The organism is uncultured Campylobacter sp., from assembly GCF_938030785.1.
Taxonomy (GTDB): domain Bacteria; phylum Campylobacterota; class Campylobacteria; order Campylobacterales; family Campylobacteraceae; genus Campylobacter_B.
In genome coordinates this window covers 1-18223 of record NZ_CALHIK010000111.1, presented here as the reverse complement: position 1 = coordinate 18223, position 18223 = coordinate 1, and the positions used below count along the sequence as shown (strand labels likewise).

Here is an 18223-nt window from a genome sequence, read left to right as displayed (position 1 = left end):
CGGTGCGAAACAGAATTGTGATTATACAAGAGCGATGCTTAAAGGGGGCTGAATAATTGAGAGAAAATGAGGGGGCTTTAAACGAAGAAAAATTTACGAAAAGATAAAATTTTAAAGAAAACGTCAAATGAAAAAGTGAGGAAATTTAAAAGAAATCGAATCCAGCGTAGCTTTCACATACAAAATTCTACTCTTAAAATTCCCTCGTAATTTAAAATTTCTAAAATTCTAATACGCCATCAGCTTGGCGCCGAAGGCACCGCGCACCAAACTCTCGCTTTTATTTGCCAGCTTGTCCATCATCTTTTCATACGCAGAAGGCTCCTGCCAGATGGGATCTGCTACGCCGCTAGCCTTTACGAGCGCGCTTTTAGCGTCCTCCAAAGAGCCTACCTCGTCGATGAGCCCGACACCTTTGGCGCCGCTGGCTAAAAATACTCGCGCATTCGCCCATGTATCGCGCTTCCTAAGATCTAGCGAGCGCGCCTGTGCTACCTCACGCGTAAATAGCTCATAGCTCTCGTCCACCAAAGCTTGCAGGCTCGCGCGCTCCGCGTCGCTCCATTTTCGCATCATCGTTCCCGCCTCTTTGAGCTCGCCCGCTTTTACGATCTGTTCGGCAAAACCCAATTTAGCGGCCGCTTCGCTCACATCTAGGCCCTGCATGATTACGCCGATAGAGCCGATGAAACTGCCCGGATTTGCATAAATTTTACTCGCCCACACGCCGCCTAGGTAGCTGCCGCTCGCCATCGTGCCCTTGGCGTAAGCAACGACCGGCTTGCGCGAGTTTAACGACTTGATAGCCAGCGAAATTTCCACGCTCGGGCTTAGCGCGCCGCCGGGGCTGTCGATCAGTAGGAGCACTCCTTTGATCGCCTCGTCGTTTTTCAGAGTTTCGATCTTTTCTAAAATTTCGCTATCGTCCATTATCGCGCCGCTTAATGAAAGCTGAGCGAGATTCGCGCCCTTTTGTTGCGCGCTTTCGCCGCCTGCGAAAATCAAAAACAAAATAAGCAGAAAAATCAGGGATTTAAAGTATTTGTTGATAAAGCCGAGCACGGCGCCGATCGGCGCAAAGATGTTTTTTAGAAATTGCATTTCATTCCTTCGATAAAAAGTGATTTTGCGTTTTTGCTCTGCAAAATGAGCTGTAGCGGCAGCTGGCTCTGCTCGCACTCAATGCCTTCAAAAACGGCGATATCGGCGAGCTTGCCGGTTCTCAGCTCGCCTAAATTTAGACCTAGCGCGGTGGCTGCATTTCTCGTCGCGCCTAAAATCAGCGTTCGCGCCAGTTCCGCCAGGCCCAGCTCGTCGTGCATCATTAAATTTGCACGCAGCTCGTCTAAAAAATTTAGACTGAAATTCGAGCTAAGCCCGTCGGTAGCGATGTTGTAATTAAGTCCGCTTGCGAGCAGCTTTTTAAAGCTTAGCCGCTTTTTGCTAAGCAGGCGGTTGGAGCGCGCGCAGTGCGTGATCGAGTGGAGCTTCGGATCAAAGATACTAAAATCATCCACCCAAACGCAATGCGTAAAAAGCGTGCGAAGCCCGCTAAAATGCGCTACGAAGCTCTGCGGCGAGTAAAAAGGCGCAGGCGCGGGATTAAATTTAGCAAGTCGGGCTTTAAATTTGCCGCGACCGGTGCGCAGCCACTGCCGCTCATACGCGCTCTCCATAAAATGCGTGCTTATAGCAAGCCCGTTTTCGCGGGCAAGCTTCGTCGCAAACTCCGTAATTTGCGGGTGCGTCGAGTACGGCGAGTGCACCGACACGGCAGGGATAAAAAGCGAGCTTGCGAGCGCCTTTGCGCGCTCAAAACGCTGCTTAAATTTAGAAATATTCTCCGCCGCAGCGTCTTTGCTCGCGCCTAAAATTTCATTGAAAAACACGGTTCTAACGCCGCTTTTCGCGCAAGCTTCAGCCTCGCCGCCGAAGCTTGAAATTTCGCCGATCGTACCCACGCCGCTTCGCATCATCGCGGCGATCTGCTCCAAGATCAACCGTCCGCGCGCTGCGGCGTCCAGCTCCTGCCTTGAGGCGATGACACTGCCTAGCCAATCTAAAAAATCGCCGTAGCGCAGCGTGCCTTTGTTTGCGCTAAATTCCAAATGCACGTGCGGGTTTATAAACGCAGGCATCGCTATATCACCGCTAAAGTCTAAAATTTCGGCTTGCGGGTATTTGCGCACCGCACTCGCAAAGGCGCAGACCTCGATTATTTTCTCGTCAAAGACGATCGCGCCATCTTTTAAAATTTTAAAATTCTCATCGCATACAAGAATCCACTTCGCCCTTAAAATTCTCATCGTTTTCCTTATCTAAAACAGCGCGTGATTTTAGCATAAAATTCTCTTCCGTGCTAAATTTAGAGATAAAATTTTATCGCTTGGGCTTGAACGGGCAAATTTAGCGCCATGGTAAAAAATAAGCTCGCTTTGGTTATAATTTTTGCTTAAATTTCAAAACAAGGACGCAAAAATGAAAATTATGGTGATTCAAGGACCGAATATCAATATGCTTGGTATGCGCGAGCCCGCTATTTACGGGGTTATGAAGATGGAGGATATCCATAAGCAGATGAAGGCGGTCGCCGATCAGAGCGGCAACGAGATCGAGTTTTTTCAGAGCAATTTCGAAGGCGAGATCGTCGATAAGATCCAAGAGTGCTTCGGCACCTGCGACGGTATCATCATCAATCCCGCCGCCTACACGCACACTTCGCTCGCTATCCGCGATGCGCTAGCCGCAGTCAGCCTGCCCGTGATCGAGGTGCATATCTCAAACATCGCTCGCAGAGAGGAACTTAGACAAAAAAGTCTAATAGCGCCCGTAACAGCGGGTCAGATTATCGGTTTCGGTCCCGTGGGATACCATCTGGCGATGATCGGAATGATTCAAATTTTTGAGCAGATCAAGGCAGCCAGAGCCGAGCAGAAAGCCGAGTAGGTTTAGGATTAAATTTGAAAAATTTTATCCTAAAGGACGAAAACGCCGTTTACCACGAGTGCGGATACAGCTGCGATAACGCGATATTTTTAAGTCTCGCGGGGCGCAAATTTTTCCTCACCGATGCGCGTTATAGCATCGAGGCGCGCGAGCTTTGCAAAGATACCGAAGTGATCGAGGTCGAGCGAAATTTAATAAAAGACGCGCGACTGTTTTTGCGAAAGGCGGGCGTTCGTGAGCTTAGCTACAACCCGTACGATTTTAGCGCGGGCGAGTGGGAAGCGCTAAGCAAGGGGCTTGGGATAAGATTTAAGGCGCGGGCGAATTTTTCGCAAATTTCGCGCATAATAAAATCAGAGGATGAGATAAAAATTTTAAAGCAAGCGGCGCAACTAGGCGCCCAGAGATTTGACGAATTTGCCGCGTTCGTGCGCTCTAGCGGCGAAGGGATGAGCGAAGAGGAGCTGTTTTTTAACGCCGAGCTCATCTTTAAGAAAAAGGGCGAGCTCGCGCTTAGCTTTTCGCCTATAGTCGCGATCAACGAAAACGCCGCAAAGGCGCACGCTCTGCCGAGTAAAAAGCGGCTGCGACAGGGCGATTTGCTCCTGCTGGACGCGGGGGTTAAATTTAACCGCTACTGCTCCGACAGGACGCGCACGGCGTGCTTTGACGAAAATTTTAACTTCGGCAAAGAGCAAAATTTTAAAAACGCCAAGCGGCAAGAAATTTATGAAATCGTAAAAGAGGCGCAAGCTCTGGCGATCGCGGCGGTTATGCCCGGCAAAAAGGCGCGCGATATCGATGCGGCGGCTAGGGATTTTATCGCCGCCCAGGGTTATGGCGAGGCGTTTTTTCACAGCACGGGACACGGCGTCGGAGTCGATATCCACGAGCTTCCCTTTATCTCAAAGCGCGGAGATACCGTGCTAAAAGAGGGGATGGTCTTTAGCGTGGAGCCGGGGATTTACTTGCCTGGCGAATTTGGCGTGCGCATCGAGGACGTCGTGGTCGTGCGCGAAAACGGGGCTGAAATTTTAAGCGAGTATGTCCAATGAACGTGCGACTTAAGAAAAACGGATTTTACGAGTGCGCGGACGCGCTGTGCGTCGTAAAAAGCGCCGTTTTTCCGATGAGACGCCGCGAGCGCGGAAATTTTAAAAATTTATACCTGCTCGGGCTCGGCGGCAATTTAGGGGGCGTCAGGCGGCGCTTCGAGCGGTTTTATCGCGTTTTACAAAGCGATACGCGCTTTTTCGTGGCGCAAAATTCCTTGATCTTAAAAAACAGGCCGTTCGGCTTTTTGCGGCAGGAAAATTTTTTAAACGCCGTGATGCTCGTGCAAAGTTCCCTAGCGCCGCTTGCGTTGCTTAAGATTATGCAGCGCGCAGAGCTGAAATTTGGGCGCAAACGAAGCTTTAAAAACGCGCCGCGCACGCTGGATGTGGATATTTTATACGCAAGCGCAAAGGTAAGGCCCAGCAGCAGGCTGGCTCTGCCGCATCCCGGAGTAAACGAGCGCATAAGCGTGATTTTGCCGCTTGGAACAATGAAATTTAAAAGAGGACTGATATGCAAAATAAAATCGTAAATTTTTTAAGCGCCAAAGGCGGGGTCGGCAAGAGCGTGATCGTGGCGAATTTCGGCGAAATTCTAAGCGAGATAGGCTACCGCACGGCGATCATCGAGGCTCCGAGCTTTAGCAACCAAGAGATCATCCTAAACGCGCTGCAGGGCAAAAAAATCTCGCTTCAAAGCGCGAGCGCGGTAAAAATTTCGCAAAATTTAACTCTCGTCTCGCCTGCGGACGGCGCGGGCGATAACTCCGCAAAATTTGCAAGCGAGCTGAAAGAAGCTGGAATTTTCGATTTTATTTTGATCGACGCGGGACTTGAAAATTTAAAAAGCTTCACCCAGGTTGCGGATCACAACGTCGCTCTATGCGCGAACGAGCCCTGCGCGATCAGCAACACCTACGCGCTTTTAAAGACGCTTGGATCTAGCAAAAAAGAGATTTTGTTTTTGCTAAATTTCACCGCGAGCGAGGAGGACGCCGTGATGATCTACGAAAATTTAAAAGCGGTCGCGCAAAAAAACATAAGCGAGCTAAATTTCAAGCTACTGGGCTTCGTACCGTTTTGCAAGGACGTCGCCGAGTGCGCGCACAACCGCGTGCTTTTTAATTCGCACCGCCCATTCTCGCCCGCTACCATCGCGCTTAGACAGAGCGTCTCGCGATTTTTAAGCAAACAGGGCTTGGAGCCGATCGACATGAGCGCTTATCGCGGCATCGGCGGATTTTTAAGAAAGCTTAGTAACCTAGTATGATTTACGATAAAATTTTAAAACAGCATACAGCCTGCTATTTTAAGGCTAAATTTAAAAATTTAATGCTAAGCTAAAAGCCAAAATTTTAAAATATATACGAAAAAGATAGATTAATCATGCAGATAAAAGAACTTTTAAAAGATATCAAAATCGCGCGAAATAGCCTTCGCTACGTCGGTCGCAGCGCTACGATCTTCGGCTCGGCGCGCTTTAGCGAGGATAACCGATACGTAAAAGACGCGCAAACCCTCTGTGCGGCGCTTGCAGATATGGGATACGCGATCATCACGGGCGGCGGCGGCGGGATCATGCTGGGCGCGAACAAGGGCGCTTTCTCGCGCGCAAAAACTCAGAGCGTGGGCTTTAACATCACGCTGCCGTTTGAGCAGAAAAACAACGGCTTTTTAACTACGGGCGCGCATTTTTCGGCATTTGCGCCGCGCAAAGGCGCGCTCATCGAAAATAGCGAAATTTTCGTCATCTTTCCGGGCGGATTTGGGACGCTGGATGAACTATTTGAAATTTTAGTGCTGGTGCAAACGGGCTTTAAGCGCGCGCAGATCTATCTTTACGACGAAGAATTTTACGCGCCTTTGATGGAGTTTTTCCGCACTTCGCTGCTAAAATCGGGCGCTATAAGTGAAGAGGACCTGCAAAATTTCATGCTATGCAGCAGCCTGGATGAAATTTTAAACGACGTTAGAAAAAGGGCTGGAGAGTGAAAATTTTAGTCGCGATGAGCGGTGGCGTGGATAGCTCGATGTGCGCGAAGCTGCTGCAAGACGCGGGGCACGAGGTGCAGGGCTGCTATATGAAGCTGCACGCAAAGCCCGGCTATCACGAGGCGAACATCGCCAAAGTCTGCAAGGTGGGCGAGTTTTTAGGCATAAAAATCCACATTTTGGATCTGCAGGATGATTTTAATCGCGACGTTTACGAGCCCTTCGTGCAGGCCTATATCGGCGGTCTTACGCCAAATCCGTGCGCGCTGTGTAACCGCCGCATAAAGCTCGGTAAGCTCTTGGAATTTGCACGCGAACAGGGCTTTGAGCGCCTAGCTACCGGGCATTACGTCCGCATCGAGGACGGACTTTTAAAAGCCGCTGTAGATCTTAGCAAAGATCAGAGCTATTTTTTAGCAAACATCGATCCCGCCGCGCTTGAGTTTATGCTCTTTCCGCTTGGGGGGATGTATAAAAAGGACGTAAAAGAGGCCGCGCGCGCCTATGCGGAGCTTTCGCAGATCGCCTCTGCGAGCGAAAGCAGCGAGATCTGCTTTGTGGACACCACCTACATCGACGTTTTGAACCGTCATACGGGTACCAAAATGCCCGGCATCGTGCGCGACCGCGCGGGCAACGCCATCGGCACTCACGAGGGCTATATGCATTACACGATCGGCAAGCGCCGCGGTTTTACGGTGCACGGCGCGCATGAGCCACACTTCGTGCTAAGCATCGACCCGCACAAAAACGAGATCGTCGTGGGCGGCAAGGACGAGCTAGCGACCTACGAGTTCGACACCGAAAATTTCAACGCCTTTTTAAACAGGGATGAAATTTTAAATATGGCGGGTCTCGGCGTTAAGATCCGCTACCGCAGCGCCAAACTCCCCGTTAAAATTTCGCCGCGCGAAGACGGTGGCGTGCATGCCGTGCTGTCCGCGCCCGCAGCGGGCATCGCTCCGGCACAGCTCGCGGTTTTTTACGACGAGCACGATCGCGTAGTGGCAAGCGGATTTATAAAATAGCGCTTTGTTTTTGCTTCGCTTAAGGCTCGCGAGTTTGCAAAACGGCGCTTTAATCGCGCCGCCCGATTTGCACTCGCTCTGCTAAATTTTATATCAAAGAAGAGATTTGTGCTTTTGAATCCGCTCCTTTAAATTTCATCTCGCAAGCTCGGCGCCAAATTTGTGCGTTCGGCTTTGCGATTTGAGACTTTTAAATTTATGCTCTGGCACCGTGTGTCCCACACCGAGAATAAAATTTTACGGCGACGCCTTGCTTAAGCACGCCACGACGCAAATATCGCGACCGATATAAATCTTCGCGGCTATCTCGATACGACGAAACAAAATTTTGCACGACTGCTCCAAAGGCGATTTGCAATAAATTTAAGCCTAAGCTCGCGCCAAAGCCCGTAGTACCGCTTAAATTTCATAAATTTACGCAAAAATCAAATTTTAAAATTTAGCAACGCTTTCTAGCGTCCAGGCAATGTCCATTGCGCCTAAAATTCCACTCGTGTCTTTATCTCAAAAAGCAGCTCGCCGTCCACCGCCTCAAGCCCGCCGCTTTTTATCATCTCGCGAATTTTGCTCGTGCCAAGGCTGCTTTTTTGAAGCAAAATTTCAACCAAGCTTAGATCCCTGATCTCATAAATACACCGATCTATCAGCTGCGAAGAGCCCAGATCGTCGAAGTAGAAAAATCGCCCGCCGTTTGAATACACCCAGCCGTATAGTCCGCCGTGCACGCCGCCTACCTTGCGCCACTCGTGCGGCAGATCGAGCGCGAAAAGCCCGCTTTTGCGAGCGACCATCCTACGACTGCTGCGGCCGCCGCCCCAAACATCCGCGCGCTCCAAAAAATATATCCGCTCGCCACTTTGAAATACGCTGCCGCTAAGCGCGCGAACCTCGCCTGCAAAGGGGTTGCCTCCCGCGCGCTTTTGCTTTCCGTCGTTCTCGTCGAAATAGTAGATGCCGCCAGGGGAGGCAAAAAACAGATGGTTTGAGTGCGCAAGCTGCCTATTTAGCGGAGTATAGGGCGCTGCGGCGGGGTCAAATTCTAAATCGTTCGCAAAAACGTCGCCGCCTTTCGCATCCCACAAAAAATAGCTCAACCGCTGCCTCAAAAGTTCGTAATGACCGCCGTTATCGCGCGCGTCAAGGCGTAGATTTTTAAAATACACGCTCGCGCCGTCTGCGGTATAAACGCTACTAGCTCTTCCGTCAGAGCCTTTTATAGCCTGCAAGTTCGCAGCATCGGCGCCCGCCAAAACCTCTCCCTTATAAAACGCGCGCGAATCCTCCGCCGCGTAATACAAACCCGCGATTTGGCGCAGATCCGTAGCGTCCATTCGTTTAAATTTATAGAGGTAGCTTTGCGGCTTGGGCGCATCCCAAAAAATATGCGCCAAGGTTTGATAAGCAAGCTCAATCGGCCCCAGCGCGTCGTTCGGCACCGCATCGCCGTCGCAAAAGTAGCTAACCTGCCCGTCGCTTACGTATCCGAACGCCACGGCTTTCGTGCGCGCGGGCTCCAGCTCGCTCATCGCGATATTGCCGCAATATACGGCGTTTACGTCCGCGCCGACGTTGGAGCGGTAGCCGGAGCCGAAATCCAAAACCCGAAAACTCGCCGCATCCGCGTCCGGTATCGCAAAATAGCCCGCACCCACCACGAGGGCGTAAATTTCGTCTCCTTTTTTATAAAAATCGCTGTATTTGATCTGCTCATCATCCCGCGGCGGGTAGTCGTCTGCGGAATTTATAACCGCCGCCAGAATAAGCGCGCTAAAAGCCGCGAATGCAAATGTCACGCCAAGCGCGATCTTGCGCCAAAGCGGCATGCCTCGAGGCGCGTCTAGTACAGGCTTGCGATCTGTTTCTGCCTCGCGCGCCCTAGCTTTGCGCTTCTTTTGCGCGCGCTCGTCCTTTAGCTCTTGTGTAAAATCCTCATACATCTTTTGCCTCAAATTTAATCTCGCCGCAGATTGCGCGGCACTTGAAATTGTACAAAAGCGCGGCTAAATTTATGAAATTTAACGCTACGGGCAAATTCTGATTCAACTCTTTGCGGCGCTAATTTATTTTACGAATGCCACAAAATCTCTGGCGAATTTTAATTCAAATCGCTTCGTAGCCGCACGGAATCGGCGCCGTAACGCTTGCAAATACAAAATCCTCATCGCCCGTATTTTTCATACCGTGGCACTCTCCGCTTTTGGAAATGATTAGATCGCCCGCACAGATCGGCACCTCCTCACCCTTGCTCGGATAAAACACGCCGCGTCCGCTTAAGCAGATCCACACGTCATCTCCGTCTGGGTGAATATGCGGCGCTACGACCTGGCCGCGTTTGACGATCCAAACCGCGCCGCAAGTGGCCTCTGTAGTAAAAAATGTCGTTTTTACGGCTCGCTCGTCGCTACAAATAGCATCTTTTATATGAAAAATTCTTTGCATTTTCGCTCCTTTAAGTTCACCGCATCCGGTGCGGTTTCGGCGGAATTTTAGCATTCTTTTCGTGCAGCGAAAGTGAAATTTCAAGCGTCAAACTCACAACGAAACCTTAAATAAAAATTTTAAATTCACATTTTACTGTGCGATTTTTTTGGAGGATTGAAGATCGCATCTAAAAGTAAGAAGACGCATAAGTATGGTATTTGTGGATAGAATTTCGGCTTTAATTTAAGACGGAATTTTAAAAATTCCTCTAAATTTAATATCTCGCGCGATAAAATTTAGCCTAAATTTCATGCAAAGCTCGCCCAGACGCCCGCGCGTACACAGCCAAAATTTAGCTCTTCTCAATAAAAAGCCCCGCCCAGCTCTGTTGCGTCGCCATCGCCTCTACTACGTTGATATTGACTCGGTGCGGCATCGCTAGGCAGCTTAGCACGATCTGCGCGATATCCTCGGGCAGGATCGCATCGACCCCCTCATACACGGCCGCGGCGCGCGCTACGTCGCCTTTAAAGCGCACCTCGCTAAACTCGCTCTTGCAGATACCCGGCGCAATCTCCGTCACGCGGATGCCCGTGCCGCGCAGGTCGTTGCGGATATTGCGGCTAAACTGCTTGATAAACGCCTTGCTCGCGCCGTAAACGTGGCTACCCGGATAGGGCCACGCGCCCGCAGTCGAGCCGAGATTGAAGATATAGCCGCTTTTGCGCGCGATCATAAGCGGCAGCACCGCCTTGGTCGAATACAGCACGCCTTTGATATTCGTATCGACCATCGTCTCCAAATCCTCTACGGGCGTCTGCGCAATCCCCTCAAGCCCGAGCGCGAGGCCTGCGTTATTTACGAGCACTTCGACATCTTTGAAATTTGCAGGCAGTGCGCTTACGGCATCAAAGACCGCAGCTTTATCGCGAATATCCGCGGCGATAATGTGCGTATTGCCTAGCTCGCCGGCTAGCTTTTGTAGCCGCTCCTTGCGCCGCCCGAGTGCTATGATCTTATAGCCCTGCGCGCTAAGCGCCCTAGAAATCGCCTCTCCAAAGCCGCTCGTAGCGCCCGTAATGAATGCCGTATTTTTCATATGATCCCCTTTGCGTAAAATTTTAAATTTAGCGCAATGATAACGCAAAACGGATTTAGAATTTATGAAATTTACTCTTGCAGCGCAGAAGCGGATGAAATACTCTGGTGCGTATGAAATAATACGAAGACACTGGAAGTTTCTCTCTCGCACGAGCTGCGAGACCCTTTGTTGGCAGGAAGAAGGTCGGTTGTTTTGGCTGCTAAAACTGCGTGCCTGTTAAATTTATAAAATTTAAATAAGCGAATTCGTAAATTTAGTCGGCAATAGCGTATCTGCCTGCTAAATTTATAAAATTAAACCTCTAAATTTTGATTTTGCTTTGAAATTAGGCGTTGAGCCGGGCGCCGTCGCTGCCGAGTAGTAACGACGGCGCCTGGGTGGGTGTAAAATTTTAAATCTATTTGATCAAATTTAGATCCAGCGCGATCTCGTCGTTTTTGATCACGCCGATCCCTTTATTTAGCACGTTTTGCGCGATCTGTTTAGCTTCTGCTAGCGAGTGCATCGCGAAGGTGCCGCACTGAAATTTATTCAGCTCGGGGATATCCGCTTGAGAGCCCACGCCCAAAATATCCTTCATACTCGCGCTCCACGCCCCTGCGACGGCGCTCTCGCTGGGCGCGCCGATCACGCTCATATAAAAGCCCGTGCGGCACCCCATCGGCGAGATGTCGATGATCTCGACGTCCGCGCTATTTAGATGCTCGCGCATGAAGCCCGCGAAAAGATGCTCCAGCGTGTGGGTGCCGCGCTCGCTCATAATCTCTAAATTCGGGCGGCAAAACCGCAGATCGTAGACGCTGATCTTATCGCCGCTTTTGGTGCTCATGCTCTTTGCGAGCCGCACGCCCGGGGCATTCATGCGGGTATGATCGACTTTAAAACTATCCAGCAATGGCATATCTTCTCCTTAAATTCAGATCACGACGATTTTAACATAAAATTTCGCACTTTTAGGCGCACAGACGAAATTTTGGCTACAATTACGTTTATTTTAAGGAGAATTAATGCCCTATATAAACGTCAAAATCACCAAAGAGCGCGGCGGCTTAAGTCGCGAACAAAAAGCAAGGCTCGTCAAAAACCTCACCGACGCCCTCGTAGCCGTGCTAGGCAGGGGCGAGAAAACCACGGTCGTGACGATAGACGAAATATCCACTGACGACTACGCGATCGGCGGGCGGTTAGTAAGCGAAATCAGGGGGCAGCAGAGCTAAGCCCTAGCGCCGGATAAATTCTAAAAAGCAAGGTCTTGAGGTTTTAAAATTGCGGCGCGAAATTTTAAACGGAAAATTCGCTCGCAAAATAAAATCAAAGCGGGATTTTACGTTAAATTTCATATCGTAAAATTTCATAAAAAATCAAGCGAGCTAAAATTCCGCAATTTCGCGTATATTTTAAAACCCCGTTTGATAAAATTTGAGCTTAGTAAAATTTAAAATTCCGCAAATTTAAGCAATTAATCTTCGAAGCGGCTCTATCGCTCCCAGATTAGCTTTTTGCCGAAGGTTAGAGTGTTGTCCGTTAGCTTCATCCAATCGAGTCTAATCGTATAAAATTCCGCTTCCATCGCGCGCGCAAACGGGAAGCGCTTAAGATACAGCGTCTCGGCGCGCTCGTCGGCGCTGCGTATCTGTCCGGTGAATTGAATCCCCTTGATGCGCGCTACAAACTTCGTATCCAGCGCGATCGTGCCCGCGACGTGTCTGTTTGAAAAAATCGCTTTGATGTGCTGCGTATCAGCGGAGCTTGAGATGATGAGCTCCTTGTTTTGCGCATCGTAGGCGTAAAACGCGCTGAAACAATAGGGTAGGTTATCCCTCAGCACCGCGAGCGAGAGGAGTTTCATCTTGCTTAAAAAATCGCCAAATTTGTCGCAATCCCGTTTCATCTCAAAATTCCTTTTTGCTCCAATTATACAATGATTTTCTTTTATCGGCTATAATTATGCGCTAAATTTTAGGAGAAAAGATGGAAAATTATAAAAAAGTAAAAGAGATGTTTTTGATGCAGCAGCGCCTAAACGACGAGACGAACGGCGCAGGCTGGGAGGACGGCTACACTAAAAACGGCAAACTGATCAACTGGAAGCGCTGCATCTATATGGAGTGCGCCGAGCTCATCGACAGCTTCGCGTGGAAGCACTGGAAAAATATCGAAGCGAAGCCCGACGTAGATAATATCGCGATCGAAATCGTAGATATCTGGCACTTCGTGATGAGCTATATTTTGGAGCAAAACTGCGGCCACAAGGACATCGATCACCTCGTAAGCGACGTTACCGCAGTTAGCGGCTTTTCGGAGTTTAGCTCCTACGCCTACGATATCAGAGAATACAGCATCTACGAGATCATCAACGATATCGAGCTCATCGTCCATGAAACGAGCGGCTTTGATCTGCATATCGGCGAGCTTTTGACCGACTTTTTCCGCGTGGCGCTAAAATGCGGCGTGAGCCTCGATATTTTATTTGAAAAATATATCGGCAAAAACGTGCTGAATAAATTCCGCCAAGACCACGGCTACAAAGAGGGCAGCTACCGCAAAATTTGGGGCGAAAAAGAGGACAACGAAATCTTGCTTGAAATTCTCGCCGGCGGAACGGTGAGCGTAAGCGAAATTTACGCCAAACTGGATGAAATTTACGAGGCCGCAAAATAGCGCGAAGCCAATGGAATTTGAATCTAAATTTGGCTCTAAATTTAACCATGAAGTTTCGGGCGCGAGTTTCGGTCATAAAATTTCAGCCGCAAACTTTGGAATTTCCGCTTTAAATTTTAAAACCATCGCTGCGAGCTTTAAAATTCCAGCTGCGAATTCCAAAATCCTAGCCGCAAATTCTGCAAATTCTAAAGCTCTCGCCGCGAGAGCCGCGAATACCGCAGAAGATGCGAGGCTTGAAATTTTAAAATTTAACGCGAGGGCGGCAAATGGGTAAAATTTTTAGACTCAGCAGCGAGGATTTTTTTACGCGCAAGTTTATTTTGCTCTCGCTGCTGCCGTTTTTTTGCCCGCTAGTGATTTTGGGCACGGTTGCATATTTCGGCGGTAGTGAGCTTTTTAGCGTGCTTAGCGCAGGTGCGCAAAGCGGCGATTTTAGCTTCTTGGACGAACAGCGCTTCCCGATAATTGCGAAAATTCTAAGTTTCGCCGCGACGAAATGGATCATTGGAGCGATTTTTTATGCGCTTGCAAGCTTTGTGGTGCTGATGCTTAGCGTGTTTTGCGCACTTCTGATCGCAGCCTTTTTGACGCCCACGGTCACCAAAGAGATCAACGCCCGCCACTACCGCCTAAGCCGCGCGGACGAGGCCAGCACGGCGCGAGTGCTGAAACTGACGGCTCTTGAAATTTTAAAATTTTTAGCGATCTTATTCATCTGCTCGGTGCTTCTGTTCGTACCGGTGATAAATTTATTCATCATCAACGTGCCGTTTTTTTATATCTATTACAAGCTGATTTTGATCGACGTCGCCTCAAATACGCTAAGCGCCAAAAGCTTCGAGCGCTGCTACAAAAGGGGCGGCGGGTATAAATTTAGCCTAAGCGCGTTCGTCTTTTATCTACTGTGCTTGGTGCCGTTGGTGGGGTTGTTTTTTCAGCTATTTTTTATCATCTTTTTAAGCCACGTTTTGCTGATCGATGAGCGAGAAACGATCAAAAATCGCTAAAAATTAACTAAAATCAATGAAAAATTTTAAAATTTTCATAAAATAAGGCAATTTTTTTGAAAGGATTTTTATGAAATCAGGCAATATTTACATTTGCAATATCTGCTCGCTAAAAAGCAGCGAGGATGAGAACGCGGTATTTATCAAGGCGCACAAAAACGGCGAGGATGTGGACATCTGCACGTCCTGTATGCCTAGCGTCATCCACGGCTCGGGCATGGTCGTAAAGAGCAACGCCGAGATACAAAGCGAGCTTTCCGAAGAGCTTCAAGCCGCTGCGAACTAGCCGCGAGTGTGCGTGCTGCGGCGCGTTTTGATCTTCTTATTAATCTGCGCGCCGCAAAATTTCAAAACTTCACGTAAAATTCCAGTAAATTTTAAAATTTTCGTAGTTCTAAATTTAAAGCCCCAGCCGCACGGCGCAAAGCGGCTAAGCTTAAAAGCTCGTTTAAAGTACGGCGGCTAGTCTAAATTTTAGAGCGCCATTTCAAAGCTGCGAGCGTAAATTTCAATCCAAAGATCAAATTTAGGCATTCAAGTTGCGAAAACGCCGCTCACCAGGCGAGTTAAAATTTAAAATTTAAGCAGCCCCGCTTAAAACCCGTGCAGCCTCTTAATCTCCGCGCTGATCGGCTTTTTCTGCCCGTCTTTAGTGACGTTTACGTATGTCGCAATCGCGCTGGTTACGTGCAGACGCTCGCGAAATCCCTCGCCGCTCAGCCGCAGCGCGATCACTTCGATCTGCACGCGGATCGAAGTGTTGCCCACGCCTAGGACCTTTGCGTAGCAGCTCACCACGTCGCCGACGAATACGGGCCGCTTGAAAATCACCTCCTCCATCGAGATCGTCACCACCTGCTCGGACGCTATCTCTTGCGCTGCGATCACGCCTGCAAGGTCGATCTGGCTGAGTATCCAGCCGCCGAAAATATTGCCCGAGCTATTCGTATCCTTAGGCAGCGTTACGATCTTGGTGCGCGGTTCGCCGAAATCGCTTAAATCCTGCATTTTCACTCCTAAATTTTAAAATTTCGCCCATTTTAACCGCGTAAATTTAACACTTTTTCGATACAATCGGCAAAAATCTACGCCGAAATTTTAGGCGGACGGAGATAAAATTTCGCTCGCTTGCAAACGATAAAAACGGCAAAAAGGATACGCGATGAACGATTTTGCAAAACTTAGCGAGATGGCGGCGGCTGCTAAAGCGCGGCTAAACGCCCTCTACGACGAGCCGCGCGCCGAGCTGATCGCGCGCGGGCTGGAGATCTGCGGCTTTGAGCCTAGCGATACTGCGCGTATCGCCGTGCTGCGCCGCATCGTGGATCTCAAAGAGGATCCGCTACTGCAAGAATTTCGCCGCTTAGGCTACGATGAGGCGCGGCAGCGCGAGCTAAAGAGCAAAATGTACGATTTCACGCGCGAAATACACGAGAGCATGCACGCAGCGCTCATCGCCGAGGCCGATGCACAGGGGATTTTACAGCCATTTTATCTGGAACTTTTAAAGGGCGTGCACCGCATCGGGCTTGTGCTAAGCGATATGCAAAAAAGCTGGCAAGCCCTAATCATCGAAGGCACGAACAAGCGCTTACAGCAGGAATTTAGCTCGCTTGCGCAGGCGAAGGAATTTTTACTGCAAGAGGAGCTGTTTATGCGCACGCCTCACGGCGAGATCTGCGAGCGCTGCTACGGCGCGATAGTGCAGCGCGATGGCAAATCTCAAATGCTGCCCTACGCCGTGGTCTTTGCGGATGAGACGGCGAAGCTACAGAGCGAATTTAGCGATCTTTTGGAGTGCCTGGTGACGCTCGCGGGAGATGAGAGCGAGCTAGCCTACATCGCGTATCTAGGCAAGCTCAAACAGGCCTTTTGCGAAAAGGACGCTAGCGCGGTGATCGGCGCGTGGCGGGATGCGGAGATCGCGTGGATGGATATAAAAACGCCGCTTCAGATCGGCCATCCGCTTGAGTACTACGAGGACGCCTACACGCACGCAGTCGCGCTGGAATGGGACGTCAGGCTTGCAGGCACGTATGAGTTTAGCGCGGAGGAATTTAAAACACGCGTAAGCGAGAGCTTTGAGCGCGCGTATGAAAAAATCGGCGCAAACAACGCCGTCATGCACTCGCTCGTGCTCTCAAACATCGCCAAAACCCAGCTTTACGTCTGCGCGCCGCTAATCTACTACGGAGCCGATCTTAACGGGCTCTTTTCGGCGCAAGTCGTGCCTAACGACGAGTTCGTAAGCACCAACTGCGGCAAGAAAATTTTCGCCTTCGTAAATTTCGTCTATGAAAGCGCCAAAGCAAAACCTTTTATGCGGCTAAGCAGCGAAATTTTCGACCTTGAGTATTTAAATTTCGGACGCGAAATTTTATTTAAAAAGCCGCAAATTTGGCGCCGCGTCTACGAAATATCGACGATCGGGCACGAGTTCGGGCATATATTTTTCATCGACGCGGACACCGAGGCGCGCATGAACCGCTCGGGGCTTTTTAAGCTTATCGAGGAGTACAAGGCGACCACCGGCGGGCTCGTGAACTTCTTTTTCCACGAGGAGGCGGAGTTTTGCCTGCCGGTGTTGGATGAGCTGATCCGCCGCGCCGTGGGGCTCATCGCGTGGCAGCGGGTGGAGGAGCTCAAGCCCTACTACTGCGAGGCGTTGATACATCTGAGCTTGCTTTTTGCATCGGGAGTTTTGAAATTTGAGCGCGGGCGGCTGGCGGTTAAATTTGACCGCGCAGGCTATGAGAGCTTCAAAGCCGCGTGTTTGCAAAACTACGAGGATCTGGCGCGGCTTTATTGCGGCAAAAAGGACGCGGCGGAATTTTTATCGCGCTTTGCGGAGCTTAGAGACGGCGTGTATCTGCCGCGCGAGGCGCAGGTGCGGGAGTTTGTGGAGTTTTACTACTCGCGCTACGAAGCGATCGGCAACGAAACGGACCCTAGCAATGAACGAGCAAAGTGGCTTTAAATTTTTTAGCTCCGAAGCGCGCCTTAAAATAATGAAAAGCTAGTAAAATTCCGTGGAATTTTAAGGGGAAAGCATGAGATATTTTAAAAATTTACTCTCTGATTTGCGAAACGGCAGGGTCGCGCTGCACCCGATTTTGCTCGCGGCGACGTTTTGCATAGTAAAATTTTGGTGGCCTAGGTTAATAGGCAATGTAGGCGAAAGTGATGCACTCGGCAGCTTCATATTTATGGACTTCATTCAATGTGCGTGTTTCATAGCGCTAGGCGCACATCTTGTCTATGTGGCGGGGCGCGGCGGCAAAAATAGCCAAAGTAGTAGCCGTAAAAACAGCGACTACGAAGGCGCGATACAACCCCGCAGACTGCGTTATTTAGCCGTGCTACGCGCTATTTTATGCACCCTATGTATCACCGCGTGCGCGGCAGGCTATCTTACCGCGGACGTAAACCACCAGAAATTGGGCGTTTTGAATTGGTTTTTTCCGACTGCACTAGCAAGCGCGTTCATCTATTCGATCGCGATTTGGTTTGTTACGATCGGCTCTGAAGTACTAATTTGGGGCGTTGTCTTCGTGATAAGCTACGTGGTTGCTTACTATGCGGTTTGGATAGGTTTTTTTACCATTCCTGGGGAGTATGGCGGGTTGGCATTTTGGAAAGGGCTGGAGATAATATTTCCGCTAATTTGGGCGTTTTATTTCAAGCACACCTACAAAAAACGCCTAGCAGAGGAGATGCGCGAGGCGTAACGGCAAGCTGAATGCAGAATTTTAGCAAAAATTTTACGCCGCCAACCGCAGTTTAAAATTAGCGCGAGCATAGCTCGCCCTTTGAGCGTGCCAGGGGTTGGGGGATTTTAAGGGGGAAGGGGAGCGCCTCGCAAGTAGCGCCCCTTCCCTCTTAAGAGAAAACGTTGCCACGCCCCAAATTCTAGAGGCAAATTCTACATAGAGAAATTTTAAATTTATTACAAAATGAAATTCCGTTTAAATTTTAGCCCGCGATATGTTTCTCTTGGGGCGGGAAGGA

At 49.7% G+C, this 18223-nt stretch carries 21 protein-coding genes; 13 read left to right on the top strand and 8 right to left on the bottom strand.

The features are described 5' to 3' along the window. Positions 1–228: 228 nt before the first annotated feature. Together sppA and Q0438_RS06380 are read right to left on the bottom strand one after the other, a co-directional pair. Complete coding sequence (gene sppA / locus Q0438_RS06385; protein ID WP_297943421.1) at positions 229–1101, bottom strand: signal peptide peptidase SppA; 873 nt, start codon at positions 1099–1101, stop codon at positions 229–231. Continuing rightward, entirely contained in the window at positions 1089–2306 is a 1218-nt protein-coding gene (locus Q0438_RS06380) for a metal-dependent hydrolase (RefSeq protein ID WP_299188883.1), read from the bottom strand. Before Q0438_RS06380 ends, sppA begins: the two co-directional genes overlap by 13 nt. 172 nt (positions 2307–2478) lie before the next feature. Between Q0438_RS06380 and aroQ the strand changes: the two genes are divergently transcribed. From aroQ to mnmA, 6 genes are all read left to right on the top strand, one after another. Continuing rightward, complete coding sequence (gene aroQ / locus Q0438_RS06375) at positions 2479–2946, top strand: type II 3-dehydroquinate dehydratase (protein ID WP_297950960.1); 468 nt, start codon at positions 2479–2481, stop codon at positions 2944–2946. 14 nt (positions 2947–2960) lie between these two features. Beyond that, positions 2961–4001 (top strand): M24 family metallopeptidase, encoded by a 1041-nt coding sequence (locus Q0438_RS06370; protein WP_299188867.1) that lies wholly within the window; start codon positions 2961–2963, stop codon positions 3999–4001. After that, the gene (folK, locus tag Q0438_RS06365; RefSeq protein WP_299188865.1) at positions 3998–4534 is read left to right on the top strand and encodes a 2-amino-4-hydroxy-6-hydroxymethyldihydropteridine diphosphokinase; all 537 of its coding nucleotides are present in this window, start codon (positions 3998–4000) and stop codon (positions 4532–4534) included. The genes Q0438_RS06370 and folK overlap by 4 nt, the downstream gene beginning before the upstream one ends. Next, the gene (locus tag Q0438_RS06360) at positions 4516–5271 is read left to right on the top strand and encodes a hypothetical protein (protein WP_299188864.1); all 756 of its coding nucleotides are present in this window, start codon (positions 4516–4518) and stop codon (positions 5269–5271) included. Before folK ends, Q0438_RS06360 begins: the two co-directional genes overlap by 19 nt. Before the next feature lie 116 nt (positions 5272–5387). Beyond that, positions 5388–5993: a TIGR00730 family Rossman fold protein gene (locus Q0438_RS06355; protein ID WP_299188857.1), complete on the top strand. Its 606-nt coding sequence runs from the start codon at positions 5388–5390 to the stop codon at positions 5991–5993. Next, positions 5990–7021, top strand: coding sequence for a tRNA 2-thiouridine(34) synthase MnmA (gene mnmA / locus Q0438_RS06350; RefSeq protein WP_299188847.1), 1032 nt, complete (start codon positions 5990–5992; stop codon positions 7019–7021). Before Q0438_RS06355 ends, mnmA begins: the two co-directional genes overlap by 4 nt. Positions 7022–7500: 479 nt before the next feature. Here the strand turns inward: mnmA and Q0438_RS06345 are convergent, their stop codons facing one another. The 4 genes from Q0438_RS06345 to luxS all read right to left on the bottom strand — a co-directional run bounded on the left by Q0438_RS06345 (position 7501) and on the right by luxS (position 11445). Continuing rightward, on the bottom strand, positions 7501–8958 hold the full coding sequence (locus tag Q0438_RS06345) for a DKNYY domain-containing protein (RefSeq protein ID WP_299188845.1): 1458 nt from the start codon (positions 8956–8958) through the stop codon (positions 7501–7503). Positions 8959–9121: 163 nt separating this feature from the next. Further along, a complete protein-coding gene (locus Q0438_RS06340; protein ID WP_040303516.1) occupies positions 9122–9460 on the bottom strand; it encodes a cupin domain-containing protein in 339 nt (112 codons plus the stop codon). Positions 9461–9794: 334 nt separating this feature from the next. Then, positions 9795–10541 (bottom strand): SDR family NAD(P)-dependent oxidoreductase, encoded by a 747-nt coding sequence (locus Q0438_RS06335; protein WP_299188887.1) that lies wholly within the window; start codon positions 10539–10541, stop codon positions 9795–9797. 400 nt (positions 10542–10941) lie between these two features. Continuing rightward, complete coding sequence (gene luxS / locus Q0438_RS06330) at positions 10942–11445, bottom strand: S-ribosylhomocysteine lyase (RefSeq protein ID WP_299188842.1); 504 nt, start codon at positions 11443–11445, stop codon at positions 10942–10944. A 106-nt stretch (positions 11446–11551) separates the two neighbouring features. Here luxS and Q0438_RS06325 point away from each other — a divergent pair, with 106 nt between their 5' ends. After that, positions 11552–11761 carry a 4-oxalocrotonate tautomerase family protein gene (locus Q0438_RS06325; RefSeq protein ID WP_299188841.1) on the top strand — a complete coding sequence of 70 codons (210 nt, stop codon included), beginning with the start codon at positions 11552–11554 and terminating at the stop codon, positions 11759–11761. 260 nt (positions 11762–12021) lie between these two features. On the opposite strand, the gene Q0438_RS06320 is transcribed toward Q0438_RS06325, so the two are convergent. After that, a complete protein-coding gene (locus Q0438_RS06320; protein ID WP_299188831.1) occupies positions 12022–12435 on the bottom strand; it encodes a hypothetical protein in 414 nt (137 codons plus the stop codon). 80 nt (positions 12436–12515) lie between these two features. Here Q0438_RS06320 and Q0438_RS06315 point away from each other — a divergent pair, with 80 nt between their 5' ends. From Q0438_RS06315 to Q0438_RS06300, 4 genes are all read left to right on the top strand, one after another. Next, positions 12516–13205 carry a dUTP diphosphatase gene (locus tag Q0438_RS06315; RefSeq protein WP_299188825.1) on the top strand — a complete coding sequence of 230 codons (690 nt, stop codon included), beginning with the start codon at positions 12516–12518 and terminating at the stop codon, positions 13203–13205. 10 nt (positions 13206–13215) lie between these two features. Further along, the gene (locus Q0438_RS06310; protein ID WP_299188824.1) at positions 13216–13482 is read left to right on the top strand and encodes a hypothetical protein; all 267 of its coding nucleotides are present in this window, start codon (positions 13216–13218) and stop codon (positions 13480–13482) included. Further along, entirely contained in the window at positions 13475–14215 is a 741-nt protein-coding gene (locus Q0438_RS06305; RefSeq protein ID WP_299188821.1) for an EI24 domain-containing protein, read from the top strand. Before Q0438_RS06310 ends, Q0438_RS06305 begins: the two co-directional genes overlap by 8 nt. Before the next feature lie 70 nt (positions 14216–14285). Next, complete coding sequence (locus tag Q0438_RS06300; protein WP_299188811.1) at positions 14286–14501, top strand: hypothetical protein; 216 nt, start codon at positions 14286–14288, stop codon at positions 14499–14501. Positions 14502–14809: 308 nt separating this feature from the next. Here Q0438_RS06300 and Q0438_RS06295 read toward each other — a convergent pair whose 3' ends face one another. Beyond that, the gene (locus Q0438_RS06295; protein WP_299188805.1) at positions 14810–15223 is read right to left on the bottom strand and encodes an acyl-CoA thioesterase; all 414 of its coding nucleotides are present in this window, start codon (positions 15221–15223) and stop codon (positions 14810–14812) included. Positions 15224–15377: 154 nt separating this feature from the next. Here Q0438_RS06295 and ciaB point away from each other — a divergent pair, with 154 nt between their 5' ends. Next, entirely contained in the window at positions 15378–17192 is a 1815-nt protein-coding gene (ciaB, locus tag Q0438_RS06290) for an invasion protein CiaB (protein ID WP_299188803.1), read from the top strand. Positions 17193–17265: 73 nt separating this feature from the next. Continuing rightward, a complete protein-coding gene (locus Q0438_RS06285) occupies positions 17266–17943 on the top strand; it encodes a hypothetical protein (protein ID WP_299188799.1) in 678 nt (225 codons plus the stop codon). Positions 17944–18223 lie beyond the last annotated feature (280 nt).

Excerpts from the sequence above, each read along its gene's own strand:
- sppA (WP_297943421.1), bottom strand. The coding sequence starts at position 1,101 with ATGCAATTTCTAAAAAACATCTTTGCGCCGATCGGCGCCGTGCTCGGC.
- Q0438_RS06380 (WP_299188883.1), bottom strand. The coding sequence starts at position 2,306 with ATGAGAATTTTAAGGGCGAAGTGGATTCTTGTATGCGATGAGAATTTT.
- aroQ (WP_297950960.1), top strand. The coding sequence starts at position 2,479 with ATGAAAATTATGGTGATTCAAGGACCGAATATCAATATGCTTGGTATG.
- folK (WP_299188865.1), top strand. The coding sequence starts at position 3,998 with ATGAACGTGCGACTTAAGAAAAACGGATTTTACGAGTGCGCGGACGCG.
- Q0438_RS06360 (WP_299188864.1), top strand. The coding sequence starts at position 4,516 with ATGCAAAATAAAATCGTAAATTTTTTAAGCGCCAAAGGCGGGGTCGGC.
- Q0438_RS06355 (WP_299188857.1), top strand. The coding sequence starts at position 5,388 with ATGCAGATAAAAGAACTTTTAAAAGATATCAAAATCGCGCGAAATAGC.
- Q0438_RS06345 (WP_299188845.1), bottom strand. The coding sequence starts at position 8,958 with ATGTATGAGGATTTTACACAAGAGCTAAAGGACGAGCGCGCGCAAAAG.
- Q0438_RS06340 (WP_040303516.1), bottom strand. The coding sequence starts at position 9,460 with ATGCAAAGAATTTTTCATATAAAAGATGCTATTTGTAGCGACGAGCGA.
- Q0438_RS06335 (WP_299188887.1), bottom strand. The coding sequence starts at position 10,541 with ATGAAAAATACGGCATTCATTACGGGCGCTACGAGCGGCTTTGGAGAG.
- luxS (WP_299188842.1), bottom strand. The coding sequence starts at position 11,445 with ATGCCATTGCTGGATAGTTTTAAAGTCGATCATACCCGCATGAATGCC.
- Q0438_RS06325 (WP_299188841.1), top strand. The coding sequence starts at position 11,552 with ATGCCCTATATAAACGTCAAAATCACCAAAGAGCGCGGCGGCTTAAGT.
- Q0438_RS06320 (WP_299188831.1), bottom strand. The coding sequence starts at position 12,435 with ATGAAACGGGATTGCGACAAATTTGGCGATTTTTTAAGCAAGATGAAA.
- Q0438_RS06315 (WP_299188825.1), top strand. The coding sequence starts at position 12,516 with ATGGAAAATTATAAAAAAGTAAAAGAGATGTTTTTGATGCAGCAGCGC.
- Q0438_RS06310 (WP_299188824.1), top strand. The coding sequence starts at position 13,216 with ATGGAATTTGAATCTAAATTTGGCTCTAAATTTAACCATGAAGTTTCG.
- Q0438_RS06305 (WP_299188821.1), top strand. The coding sequence starts at position 13,475 with ATGGGTAAAATTTTTAGACTCAGCAGCGAGGATTTTTTTACGCGCAAG.
- Q0438_RS06300 (WP_299188811.1), top strand. The coding sequence starts at position 14,286 with ATGAAATCAGGCAATATTTACATTTGCAATATCTGCTCGCTAAAAAGC.
- Q0438_RS06295 (WP_299188805.1), bottom strand. The coding sequence starts at position 15,223 with ATGCAGGATTTAAGCGATTTCGGCGAACCGCGCACCAAGATCGTAACG.
- ciaB (WP_299188803.1), top strand. The coding sequence starts at position 15,378 with ATGAACGATTTTGCAAAACTTAGCGAGATGGCGGCGGCTGCTAAAGCG.
- Q0438_RS06285 (WP_299188799.1), top strand. The coding sequence starts at position 17,266 with ATGAGATATTTTAAAAATTTACTCTCTGATTTGCGAAACGGCAGGGTC.